This is a genomic window from Pseudoduganella albidiflava (genome assembly GCF_004322755.1).
In the GTDB taxonomy this organism is placed as follows: Bacteria; Pseudomonadota; Gammaproteobacteria; order Burkholderiales; family Burkholderiaceae_D; genus Rugamonas; species Rugamonas albidiflava.
In genome coordinates this window covers 3,527,369-3,547,131 of the sequence record NZ_CP036401.1, presented here as the reverse complement: position 1 = coordinate 3,547,131, position 19,763 = coordinate 3,527,369, and the positions used below count along the sequence as shown (strand labels likewise).

Sequence of the window (19,763 nt, the reverse complement as noted above, 5' to 3'; positions counted from 1 at the left end):
GGCGGCATTCCCGCCGCCGCCTGGGCAGCATGCGCAAGCCGCCGGCACCATATCGGTGCTTGGCGGCTTGCCGCGTTCTGGCCCTATTGACGTCAAGTTAAGCGCTTATTCAATGCATTGAGAGCGCATGCATTTACCCCAGAGGCGAAGGGCTGGGGTCAGACCCGCTGGGTCTGACCCCGGCATTTGCACTTGGGGTGGGCTGACGTTAACTGCATTACTTAGCGGCATCATGCGCTGCGTCGCTTTCCTCCGGTCTTTCTACGCTGCTCCCTTGAGCGCAAGCTCCAGCTGCGCCATCGAGAACGGCTTCCGGATCGCCGCCGCCGGGAAGTCCACGTCCGGCCGGGTGCCGCCGCTGGCGAACACGATGCGCACGCCCGGATGGTCGCGGTGCGCGTGGCGCGCCAGTTCCACGCCGGACATGCCGGGCAAGTTGACGTCGGTCAGCAGGATGTCCGCCGTGGCCAGCAATGGCAGCGCCTCCTCGGCCGTGCGCACGCCGGCCGCGTCGCAGCCGAGCAAGCCGATCATTTCGCACAGCAGGTCGCGGCCATCGTCGTTGTCTTCCACCACCACCACGCGGCGTAGGGCGGGTGGCGTCGCTGGCGCGGGTGGCGCGGCCGGGCCGGCCGGTGCCGCCTGCGCAGGCCGCCGGTCCAGCACCTGGCGCACGCGCGCGGCGAGCTGCTGCCGCGTGTAGGGCTTGCTCAGCAACTCGACGCCCGGATCGAGGCGGCCGGCATGGACGATGGCGTCCCGCGTATAGCCCGACGTGTACAGCACGCCGATGCCGGGCAATAGCTCGGCGGCGAGCCGCGCCAGTTCCGGGCTGCGCAGCTTGCCGGGCATGATGACGTCGGTAAACAGCAGGTCGACGCGGGCGCCGCCTTGCAGCACGGCCAGCGCCGCATCCGGATGCTCGGCCTGCAAGACCGTGTAACCCAGGCCGGCCAGGCCATCCGTGACGACGGCGCGCACCTCGGCATCGTCCTCGACGACAAGGATGGTTTCACTGCCGCCGCGTACTGCGCTGCCGGTCGGCTCCGTCTGGTACGCCGGCAATTCAAGCGTGCGCGGCAGGTAAAGCTGGACGGAGGTGCCCTTGCCGGGCTCGCTGTGGATCTTCAGGTGGCCGCCACTCTGCTTCATGAAGCCATAGGCCATGCTGAGCCCGAGGCCGGTGCCTTCGCCTTCCGGCTTGGTGGTGAAGAACGGTTCCACGGCACGGGCCAGCACTTCCGGTTCCATGCCGCGGCCGGTGTCGGACATGGCCAGCATCACATAGGGACCCGGCCGCAGGTCTTCCTGCCGGGCCGTGTAGCGCGCATCCAGCTCGACATTCGACAGCTCGATCGTGAGCCGCCCCGCACCCGCCATCGCGTCGCGGGCGTTGATGGCCAGGTTCAGCAGCACGTTCTCGAACTGCATGCGGTCGACCAGCGTGGCCCACAGGCCGGCCTCGGCCCTGGTCTCGATGTCGATCGCTTCGCCCAGTGCGCGGTGCAGCAGGTCGGACAGGCTGCGCACCACGACGGCCAGGTCCACCGGTTCGGGGCGCAGCGGTTGCCGCCGCGCGAAGGCCAGCAGCTGGGCCGTGAGCTTGGTGCCGCGGTCCACCGCGGCCAGTGCGCTGTCGACCCGCCGCGCCGCGCCGCCGGCGGGATCGACCGCTTGGCCCAGCAGCTCCAGGTTGGCCCGCAGGATCTGCAGGATATTGTTGAAGTCGTGGGCCACGCCGCCGGTCAGCTTGCCGATCGATTCCAGCTTCTGCGCATGGTGCAGCGCGGCCTGGGCGCTCTGCAGCTCGGCTGTGCGCTCCGCCACCAGCCGCTCCAGCTCGTTCTGGTGCGCCAGCAACTGGTCGCGCATCTGTTTTTGCCCGGTCACGTCGTTGCCCTGGCAGATGATGCCCCACACGCGCCCATCCTTGCCGGCCAGCGGCTGGTAGACGAATTCCAGGAAGCGTTCGACCGGTTCGGCGTCCGGGCGCAGGCGGACCTGGACCGGCACGTCGCGGCCCACGTACGGTTCGCCGGTGCGGTACACCTCGTCGCGCAGGCGCATGAAGAGCTGGTCGCGCAATTCCGGGAAGGCGTCGTGCATGGTGCGATCGAGCAGCGCGCGGCTGCCGAAGGTGGCGAGGTAGGCCCGGTTGGCCAGTTCGAACACATGGTCCGGCCCACGCGTGACGGCCAGGAAGCCGGGCGCGCGGTCGAACAGCATGGCCAGGTGGCGATAGCGGCTGTTCGCCACCGAGATGGCTTCGATGCTGCGCGAACGCTCCAGCGCCAGCTGCCGGTGGCGCTCGGACACGTCGCGCAGCAGCAGCATGGCGCCCGCGTAGGCCCCTTGCTCGTCGGCGATGGCGGACAGCGCCACTTCCAGCACGGCGACCGGGGTGTCCGGCACCGCCTGGACCTCGGCCACGGCGTGCTCGGCGCTTCCCCGCACGGCTGCCAGCGCCTGTGCGACAGCGTCGTTCCAGAACGGCAGCTCGCCGATGGCGCGGCCGCGCGCCTCGCGCGCCGTGGGACCGAGCAGGCGCGCGGCGGCATCGTTCCAGTACAGCACCCGGTCGCGCCCGTCGAGGCCGACGATGGCCTCGGCCGACTGTTCCAGGAAGCGGGTCAGGTAGCGTTCGGCGGTGACCAGGCGGTGGACATCGCTCGTGCCGGCGATGGCACCGGCCATGGCGGCGCTGGCGGGCGCGAGCCGGGCGTTGGCGCGCTGCAGCGTGGTGCGCAGCTGCCGGGCACGCGCCTCGGCCCGCACCGCCTTGACGATTTCGCCGGCCAGCGCGGGGTCGCTCTCTTCCAGCAGCGACACGTTCGGGCCCAGCATCGGCGTGTAGCTCAGGCGGCGGCGCAGTTCGGCCAGTTCATCGGCCGGGCAGGCCAGCAGCACGGGGCCCGACCAGCCCTGGCGCAATTCGCGCACCAGCGCCAGCGGCGCGGGCACGCCCGCCAGGATGCAGACGGCGGGCGAACTGCCGCGCTGCACGGCGGCCTCCAGCGTGGCAGCCGCTGTACCCGGCGCGGCCTGCAGCAGCGAGACATGCTCGGCTTCGAGGGCGGCGGCCAGTTCCCGCGCCGGCCCATCGCCGACCAGCAGCGCGGTGGCGTGCGCCGGCCCGCTCATAGCAGCGGCAGGCCCAGCAGGGCGCGCCCCGCCCAGATATTCAGCAGGTCGGTGGTGGGCGACATCACATGGCTGGCGCGGGCGTCTCGCAGCATCTGCGCGACGCGGCTGTTGTCGCGGTATGCGGTGCCACCGAAGATCGTCATCGCGTCGCTGGCCAGCGCGATGGCGGTCTCGCCGGCATCGGCCTTGCTGGCCAGGATGAACGGCAGCGCCTCCGGATCGCCGGCGTCGCCCCGCGCCGCCGCCTCGAACACGAGTGCGCGGGTCTTGCGGTAGGCGATCCACATCTTCGCGTAGCGCGTCTGCATGGTTTCGATGTCGCGCAGCGCCGTGCCCGAATGGGCGTAGCGCCGGTTGCGCAGGTGCGTGCCCGCCACTTCCAGCGCGGCCTGGGCGATGCCGAGATAGGTGCCGGCGATCGCGAGCAGGAAGTAGGGCGCCACCACCTCGAACGCATACCAGACCTGGTCGCCCTCGACGCCCAGCAGGTTCGCCGCCGGCACCGGCACGCCATCGAGCGCCAGCGTGCGCGACGAGTTGCCGCGCATGCCGAAACCGGCCCAGTCGCCCTGCCACGCCATGCCCGGGGTATCGCGATCGACCACCAGGCAGCTGAAATCGCCGCCGTCGGGGTTGCCGCCGCTGGCCACCGTGGAGACCACATACGAATCGGCGTGGCCGCCGTTCGTGACGAACTGCTTCGTGCCGGTGACGGTGTAGACGGCGTCGGCGCCGTCGCCCGCCAGGTCGAGCTGCGTTTCGGGCAGGTAGAAGTGGGCGCCCGTGCCCGCCTCGGACAGCGCCAGGGTGGTGATGTGCCGCCCGGCGGCGATCGGCCGCAGGTAGCGCTCCTGCTGGTATGCGGTGGCCTTGGCGGCGATGACGGCCGTGCCCACGCAATGCATGCCGAAACACAGCGACGAGGAGGGACACTCGCGGCCGATCTCGGCGCTGACGGCCGCCAGTGCCAGCAAGCCCTGGCCATGGCCGCCCAGCGCGGTGGGTACCTGCAGGCCGAGCAGGCCGGCCTGCGCGAAGGCGGCCATCGAGGCGGCTGGCCAGGTGCAGTGTTCGTCGACCTCGGCCGCGCGCGGCGCGACGACGCTGTCGACGATGCCCCGGGTCACGCCGACCAGCTGCTCGAGTTCGTTGGGAAAGATCATGGGGGGCACCATGGTGGATGTCCATCCAGTATAGGACAAGGTCGCGCCGGGCTCGCGCACGATGGCCCGGGCTGGGCTGGCGGCCCGGCGCGCGCATGATGTTGAGCGAATGGCCCGGAACGCTGACTTGGCGCGACGATGGGGATATGCTGGCGCGGTGCCAACTATCATTGCCATCCCATGCCCACGCCCATGCCCGCTTCGGCGCAGTTCATACCCGCTTCGGCCCGGCCGGCGGTCGCCGCCCTCCTGCTGGCATCAGCCGGCGCCGTGCTGGCCGCAGCCCCCGTCACCGAGCAGCGTTACCTGTCCGGCACCGGGCCGTCCAGCGCCGTGCCGTGGGAATTCAAGGTGTCGGATGGCCGGCGCGCCGGCGCCTGGAGCACCATTCCCGTGCCCTCGAACTGGGAACTGCAGGGATTCGGCGGCTACGACTACGGCGAGGGCGACAAGCGCCACGTGGAGCAGGGACAGTACCGCGTGAAGTTCGCCGTGCCGCCGGCCTGGAAGGGGCGCGCCATCAGGCTGGTGTTCGAAGGGGTGATGACGGAAGCCACCGTGCGCGTCAACGGGGTGCAGGCCGGGGCGCCGCACGTGGGCGGCTTCTACCGCTTCAGCTACGACATCACGGCGGCGGTGAAGCATGGGGACAGCGCCGACAATGTGCTGGAAGTCGATGTCAGCAAGAAGGCTGCCGACCCGCTGACGGACAAGGCGGAACGGCGCGGCGACTACTGGGTCTTCGGCGGCATCTTCCGCCCCGTATGGCTGGAGGCGGCGCCGGCGCGGTCGATCGCGCATGCCGCCATCGATGCGCGGGCGGATGGCAGCCTGGCCGCGCTGGTGACGCTGGCCGGCCCGGCGGCCGGCACCACGGTGGAAGCGCAGGTGCTCGACGCGGCAGGCAAGCCGGTCGGGCGTCCGGTCAGTAGCGCGGTCGGTAAACCGGCCGTTGCCGGCACGCCGCTGAAGGTGAACCTCGCCGTCGCCAGGCCGCGCCTGTGGTCGGCGGAGACCCCGCACCTGTATTCGCTCCGGCTGACCTTGCGCCAGGGCGGCAAGGCCCTGCACACGACGACCGAGCGCTTCGGCTTCCGCACGTTCGAGGTGCGCAAGGGCGATGGCCTGTACCTGAACGGCCGCAAGATCGTGATCAAGGGCGTCAACCGGCACAGTTTCCGGCCTGCGACGGGCCGCGCCCTCGACCCGGAAGACAACTACGCCGATGCGCGCCTGATCAAGTCGATGAACATGAACACGGCGCGCATGTCGCATTACCCGCCCGACCCGGCTTTCCTGCGCGCGGCCGACGAGCTGGGGCTGTACGTGATCGATGAACTGTCCGGCTGGCAGGCCGCGCACGGCACGGAGATCGGCCGCAAGCTGGTGGGGGAAATGGTGCCGCGCGACGTGAACCATCCCAGCATCCTGTTCTGGGCCAACGGCAACGAGGGCGGCTTCAACTTCGACCTGGACGGCGAATACCACAAGTATGACCCGCAGAAGCGCCCGGTGATCCACCCGTGGGCCATCTTCGGCGATATCGACACCAAGCACTATCCGAACTGGCAGCTGCTGAACGAGCGCCTGGGCGGGCCCAACCTGTTCCTGCCGACCGAGTTCCTGCACGCGCTGTACGACGGTGGCGGCGCGGCGAGCCTGGACGACTACTGGAACGCGATGATGGCGTCGCCGGTGGGCGTGGGCGGCGTGATCTGGGCCCTGAACGACGAAGGCGTGGTGCGCACCGACCAGGGCAACCGTGTCGACCCGTACGGCACCTATGGGCCGGACGGCATCGTCGGTCCGGCCCATGAAAAGGAGGGCAGCTACCACGCGGTGCGCCACATCTGGTCGCCCGTGCGGCTGACCAGTGCGGTGCTCGACCAGCGCTTCGATGGCAGGCTGGAAGTGGACAACCGGTATGACTTCCACAATCTCGACCAGGTGCGCTTCGCGTGGCGGCTGGTGCGCTATCCCGGCCCCTCGGCGGCGGCGGCCGATCCGCGCGTGCTGGCGAAGGGCGAGGTTGCCGGGCCACGGGTTGCGGCACGCCGCCGCGGCGTGCTGGACCTGCGCCTGCCGGCGAACTGGCGCAGCCACGCCGCCGACGCGCTGGAGGTGACAGCGCGCGGTCCTGATGGGGGCCAGCTGTGGACGTGGAGCTATCCGGTACCGGACCTGGCCGCCCGCGCCACGAGGACTGGCGAGGCGCTCGGCGCGCCGCGTGTCGAACAAGGTGACGGGACGGTTCGGCTGGTGGCCGGCAACGTCAGTGCGGACTTCGATGCCGGCGGCCAGTTGCGGGCGTTGCGTAACGGCGAGCGGGTATCGGCGCTGGCCAACGGCCCCCGGCTGGCGTTTGCCCGGCCGGCCAGGGATGCGGCGGTCGAGTGGCTGCCATTCGCCGGCGAAGAGCCCGGCAGCGGGATCCGGCGCCTGGCGAGCCCGCGGGTTGCCAGCGTGCTGGAGCTGATTCCCGACATGGACAAGAAGTCGGCCTATGCACGCTTCAAGGTGGAAATCAGCGCCGACGGGCAAGTGTGGAAAACCGTGTTCGATGCGTCGCGCCGCCGCTCGGATGGCAGCGAGTACCGTTTCCCGCCGCAGCCCGTGCTGGCGGTGCGGGTGTCGAAACCCGTGGACGAGCATGGCCAGCCGCTGGCCTTCAGCAGCGTGCGGCTGGGACATGCCGCGCAGCGCTTCCCCTCGCTGGCCGCAAGTGGCGCCAGCATCACCAGCGGCACGGATGCCCAGGGCACCGCGTGGCTGGAGGCGCGCAACAGTGGAGGGCTGGACAGCACGCGCTGGACGCTGCGGGCCGACGGCACGCTGCGGCTGGACTATGCCTACCGGCTCGAGGGCACGGTACAGTACCACGGCGTGACCTTCGACCATGCCGAAACGGCGCTGCGCTCGGTGCGCTGGCTGGGGCAGGGCCCGTACCGGGTCTGGAAAAACCGGCTGCACGGCACCTGGCTGGGCGTGCACGAGCTGGCGCGTTTCGACCAGCAGCCGGGCGAAACCTTCCGCTACCCGGAATCGCAGGGTTTCTTCGCTGGCGTGCGCTGGGCGCAACTGGCCACGCAGCCTGGCGAGCTGCTGGTGAGCGCCGGCCCGCAGGACGGCTACCTGCGCGTGGGCACGCCGCGCATCTCGCATGGGAACACGACGGTGGAATTCCCCGCCGGCGACCTGTCGTGGCTGCACGCGATTCCCGCCATCGGGGAAAAGTTCAGCGGTACGGAAGTGCTGGGGCCGGCGGCGGCATGGCCGGTGGCGCAGGGCGAGTATCGGGGGAGTTTGATGTTCCGGTTCAAATGAGACTGGCGCCGGCAGGATCGTGCGGCTAAGATGCCGAAATGATTCCTGGTGGATACTTTTATGATGGATGTGTTGAACTTGCTGGTGTTGGTCTTTGGCGCGCTGGCTTTGGTTGTAGCGATGGCCGCGGTGGCCTTGCTGTTCGCGCGGCGCCGTCCTTCCGGCACGCCGGGGACCTACCGCGGCCGGCCATTGATGACTGAGAACGAGCTGGAGTTCTTCGGCCGGCTCGTCGCCGCGCTCCCGCAGCACTATATCTTCCCGCAGGTGGCGATGTCGGCATTGCTCGAGCCGGCGAGCCACAGCAAGAAAAGCCGGCACAGCGACCGGCTGCGCGTTGCGCAACAGCGAGTCGACTACGTGGTCTGCGACAAGCGTTGCGACGTGGTTGCCGTGGTGGAGCTCGATGACAGGACTCACCAGCGTAGCAGGGACAAGATCCGCGACGAGCGCCTGCGCCAGGCCGGGGTACGGACGGTGCGCTTCGAAGCACGCGCGAAACCGACGGCAGCGGCGATCAGGTCGATCGTGCTGCCGGCCGATCCAGCCTCCGTCATCGCCGAGGCCAGTGTGCGCTTCAGTCCTGCCTGAGGTTCCCGCGCGGCAGCATGCCGCCGCTTACCCGTCGTACTGTTTATTCGTCGAACTGCTTATTCGTCGAACTGCTTATTCGTCGAACTCTTCGGCCAGGTTCTTCCAGCCGCGGCTCTTGGCGAAGGTGGCGAATTCCTCGGGCGCTTCCAGCACGATCAGCTTGCTTTCCTGCAAGCCGGGGTCGCTGAGCCCGAAGTCAGGCCCCTTGTAGCCCAGCGCGCGCAGGCGCTCGACGATCTGGCGCAGCAGGGCCGCGTCCTTGTGGCCGCCGTCGAGCGGCTTGGCGAAATCGACGTAGACGTCGATGATGCCGTAGCCCTCGTCGAAGATGCGGATGGCCTTCACTTCATGGGTGCGGCCGCTGCTGTCGGCGGCCTGGAACGGGCCGGACAGTTCAATATCGGAATCGGTAGTCATGGGCGAAGCATAGCAGGCGGCGCGCATGGCTGGCGCGTGTTCGGGAATCGCCGGGTACTTCGACAAGCTATAACGTCGCTTGCCAGCACGCGAATGCCTGCTTCAAGCGCGGCTGGCGCCGGGATACCCACGCTAATTGCGTTCGCGGCGATCAACCGATGTCGACCTGGTGGCGCCAGCGGTGCAGGCTGGGCAAGGGCAACCGGATGTTCGACCGTCTTGTCTTCTGGCTGATGGCGTGCGTTATCTCTTCGGTCAGCGGCCCTGGGACCGGCCGTGCTTGCGGATGGTTGCGACGACAAGGCCGAGGCCGCTGAGCAACATGATCCAGGAAGCCGGTTCCGGCACCGCCGCGATCTGGAATATCGTATCGTCCGTGATGCGGTACTCGTAGCCATCGCCGTGGTGAGCAGGCTCCCACGACATGCCATAGGGCGGCGAGAACCCGAACCAATGGTACGAGTCCCCTCTGTCTGAAATTTGATACGCGGCGCTGAAAGCCAGGTCGCCGCCGAGCTCGTACGTAAAACTGGTCAACATGCAATCGGAAGGGCCTACGACACTGGGTCCGGCTGCCGGACAGCCGACGACGAAATCAGGGTGATAGTCAGTCATGCGCAAGCTTGAAATCTCGTCCAGCCTGATCACACTATCGTGATCAATGTCTTCGCCCCGGAACGTGCCGCTGTAGGTAATGTTCGGATACCAGGCAATGAGCTCATCCATCGGGGACAGTTCTGCAAAGCCAGTCCATTGGAACGCATACTCGGTCTCGGCCGCTTGTGCCGTGACAGCGCTGGCGGCCAGTAGCCCGGCCGATAGAATCAGCTTCAACATAGTCCCTCCAATCGTTGAATGATTGCGCTTTCGCATTACAGGCGGGAGAACCGCCCAGACTTACAGCATAGGCTCAAGTCGTGGCCATGCGCTCGATAAGAGAGAATTTCGTGATTTTTTGCACTGAGCGATGCGTGCAATGCACCCTGATCGAGGATCACTCGTGTGCGGAGTTGGTCAGCAGGGCAGCCGGCGGCCACGCCATCGACTGACCAACGGCGAGGGGCCCCGGAGATGCGCGCCGTTCACGCGGAAGGCGCTTATGGCCATGCCGCCAAGTCAGCGCGCGCCGCTCACTTAGACATTAGCTTTGGCGACGGCGCAGTGCCACTCCGACCAAGCCCAGGCCTGCTAACATCATGCCGTACGTTGCTGGTTCGGGCACGGCCGAAATGGTTAGCGTGTAGCTGCCCGGGCCCATTGCCTCGGTCAGCACATGGGTACCAACCACGAAGTCGAAATCAGCTTCGCTGCCGCTGTAGAGCTGGGGGCCGCTGCTCAGGACCAGGGGCGAGTTGGGTCCGGAATCAACGATAAACAGGCCGCCACCTTGCGAACTGTTTCTGAAATATATGTCGGCAGTGCTCCACGTAGTGTCGGGAAACAAGCCGCCGACGCTGAGGTAGTAAAAGCTCACTCCGGGGTAGACAGCAGTCGGTGCCTTATCGGTATCAAGCTGCCACGTCGCCGAATAGTCGCCGCTTATAGCGAATTGATACAGTTCCGCGTTGGCCGCGTTGGCCCAAAGTAGTGTTGCCGCAGCGGCAGTGCCGCAGCGGCAGTGCCGCACAAGAGACGAGTCAGCTTCATTGCAGTCCTTGGAAGTGGTTGATATGGGTAGCACGCAACGGCGTACATGGCCACATGACGTTGTGACATTAGCATGTCTTCAACCGGCTTTGTTCGAAGCGGTTGCATTATTGCCATCGTGATGAGTAGGCCGGGAGGGCAACTGTTAGCAGAGGGGGGCGGGGCGAAAGTCTGAACCTTTCGGGCCGGACACCGCATTGTTCCTCACGCGAAGAATTTTTCTCCCTTGGAGGATTTTGTTATGGCTTTAACCGGCAAAAAGCGGGCCTTCGCCGATGCCGTTTTGGCCGGGCTCTCGAATAAAGACGCGGCGATTGCCGCAGGCTACAGCGCCGCGACGGCGTCGGCCGCGGGATCGCGACTTGTTAAAGACGCGGACGTTGCCGGCTACCTCGCTGAGCGCAAGAAGGAGGTGCGCAAGCGAGCAGCCGGCAAGCCTGCCGCGCCGCCGCCGAAGGAGCCAGCGCGCGCGGCCTTCGACCTGGCGTCCCTGGTGCACTTCTCCGACCCGAAGGCCTTCCTGAAGGCCGCGATGAACGAACGGGCCGCAGAGATCAAGTAACGCGTGGAAGATGACCGGTGCGATCAAAACCGCCGAGCGCAAGCTGGCCGAGGGCGTGATGGTAAAAAGCTCTTCGCCTCCCTCACCCCCAGGCACTGGATCTGGACGCGCCAGGACACACTGCTCTTGAGCTGCACCTTCTTGAAAGTCGCCATTCCTTGTTCGTGATTTGTTTGTGAAATGTTCGTGACGCGTAGCAGAAATCAGTGTTTTTTTTAGTGGTAAACAGTGCGTTCTGCCGAGTTGGCAAAAGTGCCTTAACTCGTTGATTTACATCGGGAAGTGAAGGAAGTGAGGGAAAGTGAGAGGTGGTGCAGATAGTCAGTGGTGCCCCCGGCCGGAATCGAACCGGCACGCCCTTGCAGGCAACGGATTTTAAGTCCGGTGTGTCTACCAATTTCACCACAGGGGCACAGCCCGCCATTATGACATGTCTGCACGCCAACTTCCAGAGCTGCCGTGCTATCGCGCCGGTCCTTCGCCAAAACAAGTCAGCCTTCCGCCAGCCCGCCCGATTGGTGTAGCATGCTGGACGGCACGCCATCGGCGTGCCGCTTGTTTTTCAAGGAACACGGAATAATGCAAATCCAGATCAATGACATGCTGCGCGCTTACATTGAGCCGCTGACCGAGGCCGAACACGAGGCGCTGGAGCGCAGCCTGCTGGCCGAAGGGTGCCGCGATGCGCTCGTGCTGTGGGGCGACGTACTCGTCGATGGCCATAACCGCTATGCGATCTGCCAGCAGCACGGCATACCGTTCAAGGTCGTGCAGAACGAGCGTTTCCAGAGCATGGAAGACGTGATGCTGTGGATGATCGACAACCACCTGGGCCGCCGCAGCGTTGGCGATTTCCAGCGCGGCGTGCTGGCACTTCGCAAGAAGGACATCCTGGCCAAGCGCCTGGAGGAAGACGCCGCGCGCATCAAGGCCGAGGACGCGGCCATCGCGCCGCCGGACCCGGATGCCGAAGCGTCGGCGGTGCCGAAAGTGCGCACGTCGCGCGAGGACATCGCCCGCGCCGCGCGCCTGTCCAGCAATACCATCTCGCAGATCGAGAAGATCCAGAAGACGGCCACGCCGGAGCTGGTGGAAGCCGTTCGCACCGGCACGATCTCGATCAACGCCGCCGCCACCGTGGCCACGCTGCCCGCCGAAGAGCAGGTAAGCGCGGTGGCCGGCGGGAAGAAGTCGCTGCAGCAGGCTGCCAAGGAAGTGCGCGAACAGCGTGCCGCCGCGCGCCCGGTGAAACCGGCCAAGCCGGCGCCATGGGAAGACGGCGGCGAAACGCCGTCGCAGCCGGACCAGCCGCTGACCGAAGTCGAGCACCTGCGCGCCGAAGTGGCGGAGCTGAAGGCGAAGAACGCGGCGCTGCGTGCCGAAAATGCCGAGCTGCGCGAGCGCATCGACCAACTGGTCGACGCTTCCTGAGCCAGCTGGTCGACGCCTCCTGAGCCGGCTGGCCGGCGCTTCCGGGCCGGCCGGCGACGCATCGTTATCCACCATCGAAAGGTCCGTATGCTGAAAACCGCCGCTGTACTTGGATGCCTGCTCCCGATCGCCGTCCTGGCGGCGCCGGCCGACCGGCCAGCCACAAAGCTGGCGCCCGCCGAAGTGCTGCGCTTGCAGGCGCAGGCGAAGCGGGTGACGATCCTGCGCGACAAGTGGGGGATCCCGCACGTGTACGGCAAGACGGATGCGGACGCGGTGTTCGGCATGCTGTACGCGCAGGCCGAGGATGATTTCCGGCGCGTGGAGCGCAATTTCATCACGGCGCTGGGGCGCATGGCCGAGGTGGAGGGTGAGAAGGCGCTGTACGACGACTTGCGGATGAAGCTCTTCATCCGTCCGGACGAACTGAAGGCGCAGTACAAGGCCAGCCCTGCGTGGCTGAAGAAGCTGATGAACGCGTGGGCCGACGGCTTGAACTGGTACCTGCATACGCACCCGCAGGTGCGGCCGCAGCTGCTGACGCGCTTCGAGCCGTGGATGGCGCTCAGCTTCTCGGAAGGCAGCATCGGCGGCGATATCGAGGAAGTCGACGTGCCGGCGCTGCAGCGCTTCTATGCGGACATGCCCGTACTGGCCGGGGCGCCGGATACGGGAAGTCTCGACCGGGAACCCGGCGGCTCGAACGGTTTCGCCATCGCGCCACACCTCAGCAAGAGCGGCCACGCGCTGCTGATGATCAATCCGCATACCTCGTTCTATTTCCGCCCGGAGATCCACGTGGTCAGCGAGGCGGGGCTGAATGCCTATGGGGCCGTGACGTGGGGCCAGTTCTTCGTCTACCAGGGATTCAATGACCGGCTGGGGTGGATGCATACGTCGGGCGGCGGCGACGTCATCGACGAATTCCTGGAAACCGTCGTCAAGAAGGATGGCAAGTACTGGTACCGGCATGGCAAGGAGCTGCGCCCGGTGAAGGAAGTGGCGATCACGCTGCCGTTCAAGGTACCCGGCGGCATGGCCGAAAAGAAGGTCACCGCGTACTTCACTCACCACGGTCCGGTGGTGCGGCGCGAGGGGGACAAGTGGGTGTCCGTGGCCCTGATGAACCAGCCGCTGAAGGCGCTGCAGCAGTCGTACCTGCGCACCCGTGCGCGTGACTACAAGGCGTTCTGGAAGGCGATGGAGTTGCGCACCAACTCGTCGAACAACACCGTGTACGCGGATGCGGACGGTAACATCGCCTACTTCCACGGCAATTTCATCCCGAAACGGGACCCGCGCTTCGATTTCACCAAGCCGGTCGATGGCAGCGATCCGGCCACCGACTGGAAGGGTTTGCACAGCGTGGAGGAAACCATCCGGCTGTTCAATCCGAAGAATGGCTGGATCCAGAACACCAATAACTGGCCGTACTCGGCGGCGGGACAGTACAGCCCGCGCCGGCAGGATTATCCGGCGTACATGTCGATGAATCCGGAAAACCCGCGTGGCATCCACGCCGTGCGCGTACTGCATGACAAGAAGGACTTCACGCTGGAGTCGCTGATCGCCGCCGCCTACGACAGCCAGCTGACTGCCTTCGAACCGCTGCTGCCGCTGCTGCTGCGTGCCTACGACGAATTACCCGCCGGATCGCCGGACAAGGCCGCGCTGGCGGAGCAGGTCGCCACGCTGCGCGGCTGGGACATGCGCTATGCGCTGGCATCGGTGCCCACTTCGCTCGGCATCTACTGGCTGCAGGATCTCGTGAAAGTCCACGGCCCGGCGGCGAAGGAGGCGGGCATCCCCGTGCTGGAATATGCCGAGAAGCGGCTCACGCCGGCGCAGCGGCTCGAAGCGCTGGCACGGGCATCGGCCACGCTGGAAAAGGCTTTCGGCACGTGGCGCACGCCGTGGGGCGAGATCAACCGCTTCCAGCGCGTGACGGGCGACATCGTGCAGCCGTTCGACGACAGCAAGCCGAGCATTCCGGTGCCGTACGCCTCGGGCAACTGGGGCGCGCTGGCCGCCTACGGCATGACGTCGCCGCAGACCACGAAGCGCATCTATGGCGAGCGTGGCAACAGCTTCGTGGCGGCTGTCGAGTTCGGGCCGCGGATCCGCGCCAAGAGCATCCTGGCGGGCGGGCAGAGCGGCGACCCCGCCTCGCCGCACTTCAGCGACCAGGCCGAGATGTATGCGCGCGGCGAATTCAAGGATGTGCTGTTCTACAAGGAAGACGTGCGGAAGAACCTGGAACGGCAGTACCACCCGGGGCTGTAGCGCTACTGGAAAACGGTAACAGGCTAATGGCGCTTGAATAAGCCCACCCCAAGTGCAGATTCCGGGGTCCGACCCGCCGGGGTGTAGCAGGGGTTTCGCGAAGCATGCTTCGCGCCTGCGGAACGATGCTGGCATGCAGGCCAGCATTCCTTCCTGACCCCGGCCCTTCGCCGTTGGGGTGAATGCATGCGCGTCGAATATGTAAAATATGGTGACAGGCTCCATTTAATTTGAAATGTTTCCCGAAAAATCGTGCCTGTCACCGTTTTTGAGTCTGAAATGTTTCAGGAAAAATGGTGCCTGTCACCGTTTTTCGTGGCGGGGGCGGGCGTAGAATCGATCCACCAGCACGGTGGAGGATGCCATGGCCGCAACCGACGACGAGCGTGCACCCGGCCCGGCGCCGGGTGACGGCGAGAAACTCCGGCTCGAGGAATTCATCTTCGTGCGCGAGCTGTACGAAGTCTTCCTGCTGCTCGACCATATTTCCGGCCGCTGGGACAAGGACTTGCGCGCCGAGGCGGGCGCGGACCCGGCGCAGATCATCCGCACGATCTGCGAGATCGGGCTGACACCGGCCGCCGATCCCGGATTGCGCCTGGAGCAGGCGGTGGCGCTGATGCGCGCCAAGGACATGCTCAACACCGTGGCACGCCCGGCCACCGGGCTCTCGGTGGCGTTCACGATCCTGGTGGTCGGCGAGGAAGACCGGCGCAAGAAGATGAACGTGCTGCGCCGGCTGCTGCGCGACGTGTTCTCGCGAACCCCGAAGGAAGCGCCGCCGTCGCCCCAGCGCGGGCAGGGCGGCCAGATGTGGGACAAGCCCACGCGCGTCACGCTGGCGCGCTACGCCTACCCGGGCCTGATCGGCGTGGCGATCAATTTCAACCACCGCATGCTGTGGCTCGTGCTGTTCCTGCTGTCGTCGCTGGCGCTGACGTGCGCGCTGTCGTGGCACGTGGCGGCGGGGAACGTGATCCTCGGCCATCTCGACGCGGTGCGCACCCGCACCAGCGAGCTGCGCGCGGAAATCTCCACCGCCGAGCTGAAATACACGGCCGACGAGCGGGCGCGCCTGATGGCGGCCGATGCGAAGGGCAGGCTGGCGCGCGATCCGGAGCCGGTGCGTTTCTGCGCGTTGACGGGGCCGGACGGCAAGCCGCGCTACCGCACCACCGAGGAATACCAGTTCTGCGACCGCGCCGAGGCGCTGCGCGAGGAGCGCCGCGCGGTGCGGCTGAATTTGCGCGAATGGCTGGCGCCGTGGCGCAGCTTCTACAGCATCTTCTACCGCCCCGAGCCGGTCAATACGCGCGATCCGGAAGACGCCAGCGTGCGGCGCCGGGGCACCGAGGAAATGGCGCGCATCGTCACGCTGGTGGTCGGGACATCGTTCCTGCCGCTGGCCTATGGCATGCTGGGCGCCGGCGCCGCCGTGGTGCGGCGGTTGTGGGAGCGGATGCGGGAAAGCCTGCTGTCGCCGCGCGATTCGACGATGGCCCTGCTGCAGCTGGCGCTGGGCGGCACGATCGGCGCCTGTATCGGGCTGTTCATCAATCCTTCCGGCGCGGCGCCCGGCGAATCGAAAGGCTTGCTGGATGCGTGGGCGCTGTCCGGTTCGGCGCTGTCGTTCATTGCCGGCTTCGGCGTCGAGGGCGTGTTCCAGGCGCTGGAGAACTTCGTCCGGCGCCTGTTCCGTACCGATGAGCCGAAGCGGGGCGGGTCAGGGCACTAGCCGCGCGCAGGAAGGCCGGGTTCAGGGAAGCCCATCAGATCGCGGCCAGCGCATCGGCGAGGTCGCGGCGCAGGTCGCCGACATCCTCGATGCCCACCGAAAGCCGCACCAGGCCGTCGCCGATGCCCAGTTGCGCGCGCTGCGCGGCGGGGATCGTGGCGTGCGTCATCAGCGCCGGGTGCTCGATCAGGCTCTCCACGCCGCCCAGGCTTTCGGCCAGCGCGAACAATTCGCAGCGCTCCAGGAAGCGGCGCGCCCCGGCCAGGTCGGTGGCGAGGTCGATCGAGATGATGCCGCCGAAGCCCTGCATCTGGCGCCGTGCCAGCGCATGTTGCGGGTGCGACGGCAGCCCCGGGTAATACACCTTGCGCACCGCCGGCTGGCGTTCCAGCCACTGGGCCAGTTCCAGCGCGCTGGCGCAATGGCGCTCCAGCCGGATCGCCAATGTCTTCACGCCGCGCAGCGCGAGGAAACTGTCGAACGGGCCCAGGATCGCGCCCACGGAGTTCTGCAGGAAGCCCAGCCCCTCGCGCCAGGCGGCCTGGCGTTCCTCGCCGGCGATGACGGCGATGCCGCCGATGATGTCGGAATGGCCGTTCAGGTACTTGGTGGCCGAGTGCACCACGATGTCGAAGCCGTGTTCCAGCGGGCGCTGCACGATCGGGCTGGCGAAGGTATTGTCGGCCACCGCGATGATGCCGCGCTCGCGGCAGATGCGGGCGATCGCCGCCAGGTCGGCGAGCTTGAGCATCGGGTTGGTCGGTGTCTCGACCCAGACCATCCTGGTCTCGGGCCGCAGCACGGCTAGCAGGTTCTCCGGGTTGGTCAGGTCGGCATAGGTGAACTCGTGGCCGGCGCTGCGGCGGCGCACCCGCTCGAACAGGCGGAAACTGCCGCCGTACATGTCGTCGCCGGCGACGATGTGGGAGCCGGCGTCCAGCAGTTCCAGTACCGTGGAAATCGCCGCCAGGCCGGAGGCGAAGGCATACCCCTGCGCGCCGCTTTCCAGGTCCGCGACGCAGCGCTCGAACGCCCAGCGCGTGGGGTTGTGCGAGCGGCCGTAGTCGAGCCCCTTGTGCACGCCGGGGCTTTGCTGCACGAAGGTGGAAGTGGCGTAGATGGGCGGCATGATCGCGCCCGTGGAAGGATCGGGCGACTGGCCGGCGTGGATCACGCGGGTGGCCAGTTGCTGGCGTTGTTCGCCGCGAGGCTGATCGTCGTGCCGTGGGTCGTCGCGCGGTTGGTCGTGCTGTTTCTCATTGTCCAGTTGATCGTCGGATTGGCTCATAGCGTCCTGCGCAGGTGGTTGAGGAGGTCGTAGCGGGTGACCAGGCCGTAGAACCGCTGGCTGTCCGCCACCACGGCGGTCAGGCCCCGGTCGAGCGTGCTGCGCAGCGCCTGCACGCTGTCGCCCGGCTGCAGCGTTTCCAGGCGGGACGTCATCGTGTCGCCGACGGGGCTGGCGAAGTGCGCGGCCTGGTTGCCCACCTTCAGCAGCAGGTCCGATTCATCGAGGATGCCCACCAGCCTGCCGTTCTCGATCACGGGCAGCTGCGCCAGGTCGGCCGCGCGCATGCGGTTGAAGGCCACCAGCAGGGTGTCGGTCGGCGCCACGCTGACCACCTCGCCCGCGTCGTAGCGGCGGCCGATCAGGTCGCGCAGGTCGCCGGTGGGCGGCCGCTCGATCAGGCCCTGGTCGAACATCCAGCCATCGTTGTACATCTTCGACAGGTAGCGCGTGCCCGTGTCGCAGACGAAGGTGGCCACGCGCTTCGGCTCGGTCTGCTCGCGGCAGTATTTCAGGGCCGCGGCCAGCAGCGTGCCGGTCGACGAGCCGCCCAGGATGCCTTCGGCCCGCACCAGGGCGCGCGCGCAGTCGAAGCTTTCCTGGTCGGTGATCGTGTAGGCCTGTTTCACGCGCGAGAAATCGGCGATGGATGGCACGAAATCCTCGCCGATGCCTTCCACCGCCCACGACCCGCTGGTCGACGGCACGCGCGCGGTGCGCAGGAATTCGGTGAGGATGGAACCCTTGGGATCGGCCAGCACGAAGGCCAGGTCCGGATTGGCCCGGGCGAAATAGCGCGACAGGCCGGTCAGCGTGCCCGACGAGCCGACACCGACGACGATCGCGTCCAGCTGCTGGCTGCTCTGCTGCCACAGCTCCGGCCCGGTGGTGGTCTCGTGGGCCAGCGGGTTCGCCGGATTGTTGAACTGGTCCGCATAGAACGCGCCGGGAATGTCGGCGGCCAGCCGGGCGGCCTGGTCCTGGTAATACTCGGGGTGCCCCTTGCCCACGTCGGAGCGGGTGATGTGGATCTCGGCGCCGAGCGCCTTCAGGTGCAGGACCTTCTCGGTGGCCATCTTGTCCGGCACCACCAGTACCACGCGGTAGCCCTTGATGCGGCCGACCAGCGCGAGGCCCAGGCCGGTGTTGCCGGCGGTGGCTTCGACGATCACGCCGCCCGGCTGCAGGCGCCCGTCGCGCTCGGCCGCTTCGATCATCGACAGCGCGATGCGATCCTTGATGGAGCCGCCGGGATTCTGGGATTCGAGTTTCAGGAACAGCCGGCAGGGACCGGTGTCCAGGCGGGTGACTTCGACCAGGGGGGTATTGCCGATCAGCCCATACAGCGCGGGCGTGGCGGCTTCGGGGGAGCTGGTGTTCGGCATGGTCTCTCCTTGTGGGATCGAATGAGCGCGAATGAACGGGTGTCCATATGAGATGTCCATGAGCCGTGGTGCGGCCGCGGACGGTGCCATGGCAGTATGCGCCGATTCGCGGCCCGGGGGCAAGCGCAGCTGGGCGCGTGGCGCGGGCACTGTGGGCGGGGCACCAGCCGCTGTTCACTGACCGCTGTGCACTCACCTATAATCCGGGATTACACTTTTTTACAGCAGGTCCGCAGTGGCAAAACTCTATTTCCGTTACTCCGCGATGAACGCGGGAAAATCCACCGCGATGCTCCAGGTCGCCCACAACTATGAGGAGCAGGGCCAGGCGGTGCGGCTGTTTACCGCCGCGATCGACGACCGCTTCGGCGTGGGCAAGATCACCTCACGGCTGGGCTTGCAGCGCGACGTGGAAACCTTCGATGCCGCCACCAATTTCCTGGAGATCGACAAGGTGGCGTGCGTGCTCGTCGACGAGGCGCAATTCCTCACCGTGCCGCAGGTGCAGCAATTGCACCAGCTGGCGCAGGTGAAAGGCGTGCCGGTAATCTGCTATGGCCTGCGTACCGATTTCCGCGGCGAACCTTTCCCGGGCTCGGTCTACCTGCTGGCGCTGGCCGATACGATCGAGGAGCTGAAGAATATCTGCACTTGCGGCAAGAAGGCGACGATGAATATCCGCGTGGACGAGCACGGCAATCGCATCCGCGAAGGCGCGCAGATCGCCATCGGTGGTAACGAGCGCTACCGTCAGGCATGCGGCCGCTGCTTTTATAGCGGCGGACATTAA

At 66.9% G+C, this 19,763-nt stretch carries 14 protein-coding genes and 1 tRNA gene; 7 read left to right on the top strand and 8 right to left on the bottom strand.

Features of this window, described 5'->3' with window-relative positions:
• Positions 1-261 precede the first annotated feature (261 nt).
• On the bottom strand, positions 262-3,141 hold the full coding sequence (locus tag EYF70_RS14680) for a response regulator (RefSeq protein WP_131146077.1): 2,880 nt from the start codon (positions 3,139-3,141) through the stop codon (positions 262-264).
• A complete protein-coding gene (locus EYF70_RS14675; protein WP_131146076.1) occupies positions 3,138-4,307 on the bottom strand; it encodes an acyl-CoA dehydrogenase family protein in 1,170 nt (389 codons plus the stop codon). The genes EYF70_RS14680 and EYF70_RS14675 overlap by 4 nt, the downstream gene beginning before the upstream one ends.
• Before the next feature lie 180 nt (positions 4,308-4,487).
• Here EYF70_RS14675 and EYF70_RS14670 point away from each other — a divergent pair, with 180 nt between their 5' ends.
• Together EYF70_RS14670 and EYF70_RS14665 are read left to right on the top strand one after the other, a co-directional pair.
• Positions 4,488-7,631: a glycoside hydrolase family 2 TIM barrel-domain containing protein gene (locus EYF70_RS14670; protein ID WP_229420869.1), complete on the top strand. Its 3,144-nt coding sequence runs from the start codon at positions 4,488-4,490 to the stop codon at positions 7,629-7,631.
• A 60-nt stretch (positions 7,632-7,691) separates the two neighbouring features.
• Positions 7,692-8,222, top strand: coding sequence for a DUF2726 domain-containing protein (locus EYF70_RS14665; protein ID WP_131146075.1), 531 nt, complete (start codon positions 7,692-7,694; stop codon positions 8,220-8,222).
• A gap of 75 nt (positions 8,223-8,297) precedes the next feature.
• Here the strand turns inward: EYF70_RS14665 and EYF70_RS14660 are convergent, their stop codons facing one another.
• From EYF70_RS14660 to EYF70_RS31930, 3 genes are all read right to left on the bottom strand, one after another.
• Positions 8,298-8,642, bottom strand: coding sequence for a hypothetical protein (locus tag EYF70_RS14660; RefSeq protein WP_131146074.1), 345 nt, complete (start codon positions 8,640-8,642; stop codon positions 8,298-8,300).
• Positions 8,643-8,897: 255 nt separating this feature from the next.
• Entirely contained in the window at positions 8,898-9,479 is a 582-nt protein-coding gene (locus tag EYF70_RS14655; RefSeq protein WP_165497668.1) for a PEP-CTERM sorting domain-containing protein, read from the bottom strand.
• 304 nt (positions 9,480-9,783) lie between these two features.
• The gene (locus tag EYF70_RS31930) at positions 9,784-10,116 is read right to left on the bottom strand and encodes an FxDxF family PEP-CTERM protein (RefSeq protein WP_307722144.1); all 333 of its coding nucleotides are present in this window, start codon (positions 10,114-10,116) and stop codon (positions 9,784-9,786) included.
• A gap of 414 nt (positions 10,117-10,530) precedes the next feature.
• Between EYF70_RS31930 and EYF70_RS14645 the strand changes: the two genes are divergently transcribed.
• Positions 10,531-10,851 (top strand): terminase small subunit, encoded by a 321-nt coding sequence (locus EYF70_RS14645; protein ID WP_131146072.1) that lies wholly within the window; start codon positions 10,531-10,533, stop codon positions 10,849-10,851.
• A gap of 325 nt (positions 10,852-11,176) precedes the next feature.
• Here the strand turns inward: EYF70_RS14645 and EYF70_RS14640 are convergent.
• Positions 11,177-11,263, bottom strand: a tRNA-Leu gene (locus EYF70_RS14640).
• Positions 11,264-11,430: 167 nt separating this feature from the next.
• Here EYF70_RS14640 and EYF70_RS14635 point away from each other — a divergent pair.
• The 3 genes from EYF70_RS14635 (at position 11,431) to EYF70_RS14625 (ending at position 16,300) form a co-directional block, all read left to right on the top strand.
• The gene (locus EYF70_RS14635; protein WP_131146071.1) at positions 11,431-12,282 is read left to right on the top strand and encodes a hypothetical protein; all 852 of its coding nucleotides are present in this window, start codon (positions 11,431-11,433) and stop codon (positions 12,280-12,282) included.
• An 87-nt stretch (positions 12,283-12,369) separates the two neighbouring features.
• Positions 12,370-14,565, top strand: a complete 2,196-nt coding sequence (locus EYF70_RS14630; protein ID WP_131146070.1) for a penicillin acylase family protein — start codon at positions 12,370-12,372, stop codon at positions 14,563-14,565.
• Positions 14,566-14,929: 364 nt separating this feature from the next.
• Positions 14,930-16,300 (top strand): hypothetical protein, encoded by a 1,371-nt coding sequence (locus EYF70_RS14625; RefSeq protein ID WP_131146069.1) that lies wholly within the window; start codon positions 14,930-14,932, stop codon positions 16,298-16,300.
• 34 nt (positions 16,301-16,334) lie between these two features.
• On the opposite strand, the gene EYF70_RS14620 is transcribed toward EYF70_RS14625, so the two are convergent.
• Both EYF70_RS14620 and EYF70_RS14615 read right to left on the bottom strand, forming a co-directional pair.
• Positions 16,335-17,588, bottom strand: a complete 1,254-nt coding sequence (locus tag EYF70_RS14620) for a trans-sulfuration enzyme family protein (protein WP_131146068.1) — start codon at positions 17,586-17,588, stop codon at positions 16,335-16,337.
• On the bottom strand, positions 17,585-18,973 hold the full coding sequence (locus EYF70_RS14615) for a pyridoxal-phosphate dependent enzyme (RefSeq protein WP_131146067.1): 1,389 nt from the start codon (positions 18,971-18,973) through the stop codon (positions 17,585-17,587). The genes EYF70_RS14620 and EYF70_RS14615 overlap by 4 nt, the downstream gene beginning before the upstream one ends.
• A 235-nt stretch (positions 18,974-19,208) precedes the next feature.
• Here EYF70_RS14615 and EYF70_RS14610 point away from each other — a divergent pair, with 235 nt between their 5' ends.
• Complete coding sequence (locus EYF70_RS14610) at positions 19,209-19,763, top strand: thymidine kinase (protein ID WP_131146066.1); 555 nt, start codon at positions 19,209-19,211, stop codon at positions 19,761-19,763.

Bases quoted from the DNA above. Each gene is read 5' to 3' on its own strand.
- EYF70_RS14680 (WP_131146077.1), bottom strand. From the start codon at position 3,141: ATGAGCGGGCCGGCGCACGCCACCGCGCTGCTGGTCGGCGATGGGCCG.
- EYF70_RS14675 (WP_131146076.1), bottom strand. From the start codon at position 4,307: ATGATCTTTCCCAACGAACTCGAGCAGCTGGTCGGCGTGACCCGGGGC.
- EYF70_RS14670 (WP_229420869.1), top strand. From the start codon at position 4,488: ATGCCCACGCCCATGCCCGCTTCGGCGCAGTTCATACCCGCTTCGGCC.
- EYF70_RS14665 (WP_131146075.1), top strand. From the start codon at position 7,692: ATGATGGATGTGTTGAACTTGCTGGTGTTGGTCTTTGGCGCGCTGGCT.
- EYF70_RS14660 (WP_131146074.1), bottom strand. From the start codon at position 8,642: ATGACTACCGATTCCGATATTGAACTGTCCGGCCCGTTCCAGGCCGCC.
- EYF70_RS14655 (WP_165497668.1), bottom strand. From the start codon at position 9,479: ATGTTGAAGCTGATTCTATCGGCCGGGCTACTGGCCGCCAGCGCTGTC.
- EYF70_RS14645 (WP_131146072.1), top strand. From the start codon at position 10,531: ATGGCTTTAACCGGCAAAAAGCGGGCCTTCGCCGATGCCGTTTTGGCC.
- EYF70_RS14635 (WP_131146071.1), top strand. From the start codon at position 11,431: ATGCAAATCCAGATCAATGACATGCTGCGCGCTTACATTGAGCCGCTG.
- EYF70_RS14630 (WP_131146070.1), top strand. From the start codon at position 12,370: ATGCTGAAAACCGCCGCTGTACTTGGATGCCTGCTCCCGATCGCCGTC.
- EYF70_RS14625 (WP_131146069.1), top strand. From the start codon at position 14,930: ATGGCCGCAACCGACGACGAGCGTGCACCCGGCCCGGCGCCGGGTGAC.
- EYF70_RS14620 (WP_131146068.1), bottom strand. From the start codon at position 17,588: ATGAGCCAATCCGACGATCAACTGGACAATGAGAAACAGCACGACCAA.
- EYF70_RS14615 (WP_131146067.1), bottom strand. From the start codon at position 18,973: ATGCCGAACACCAGCTCCCCCGAAGCCGCCACGCCCGCGCTGTATGGG.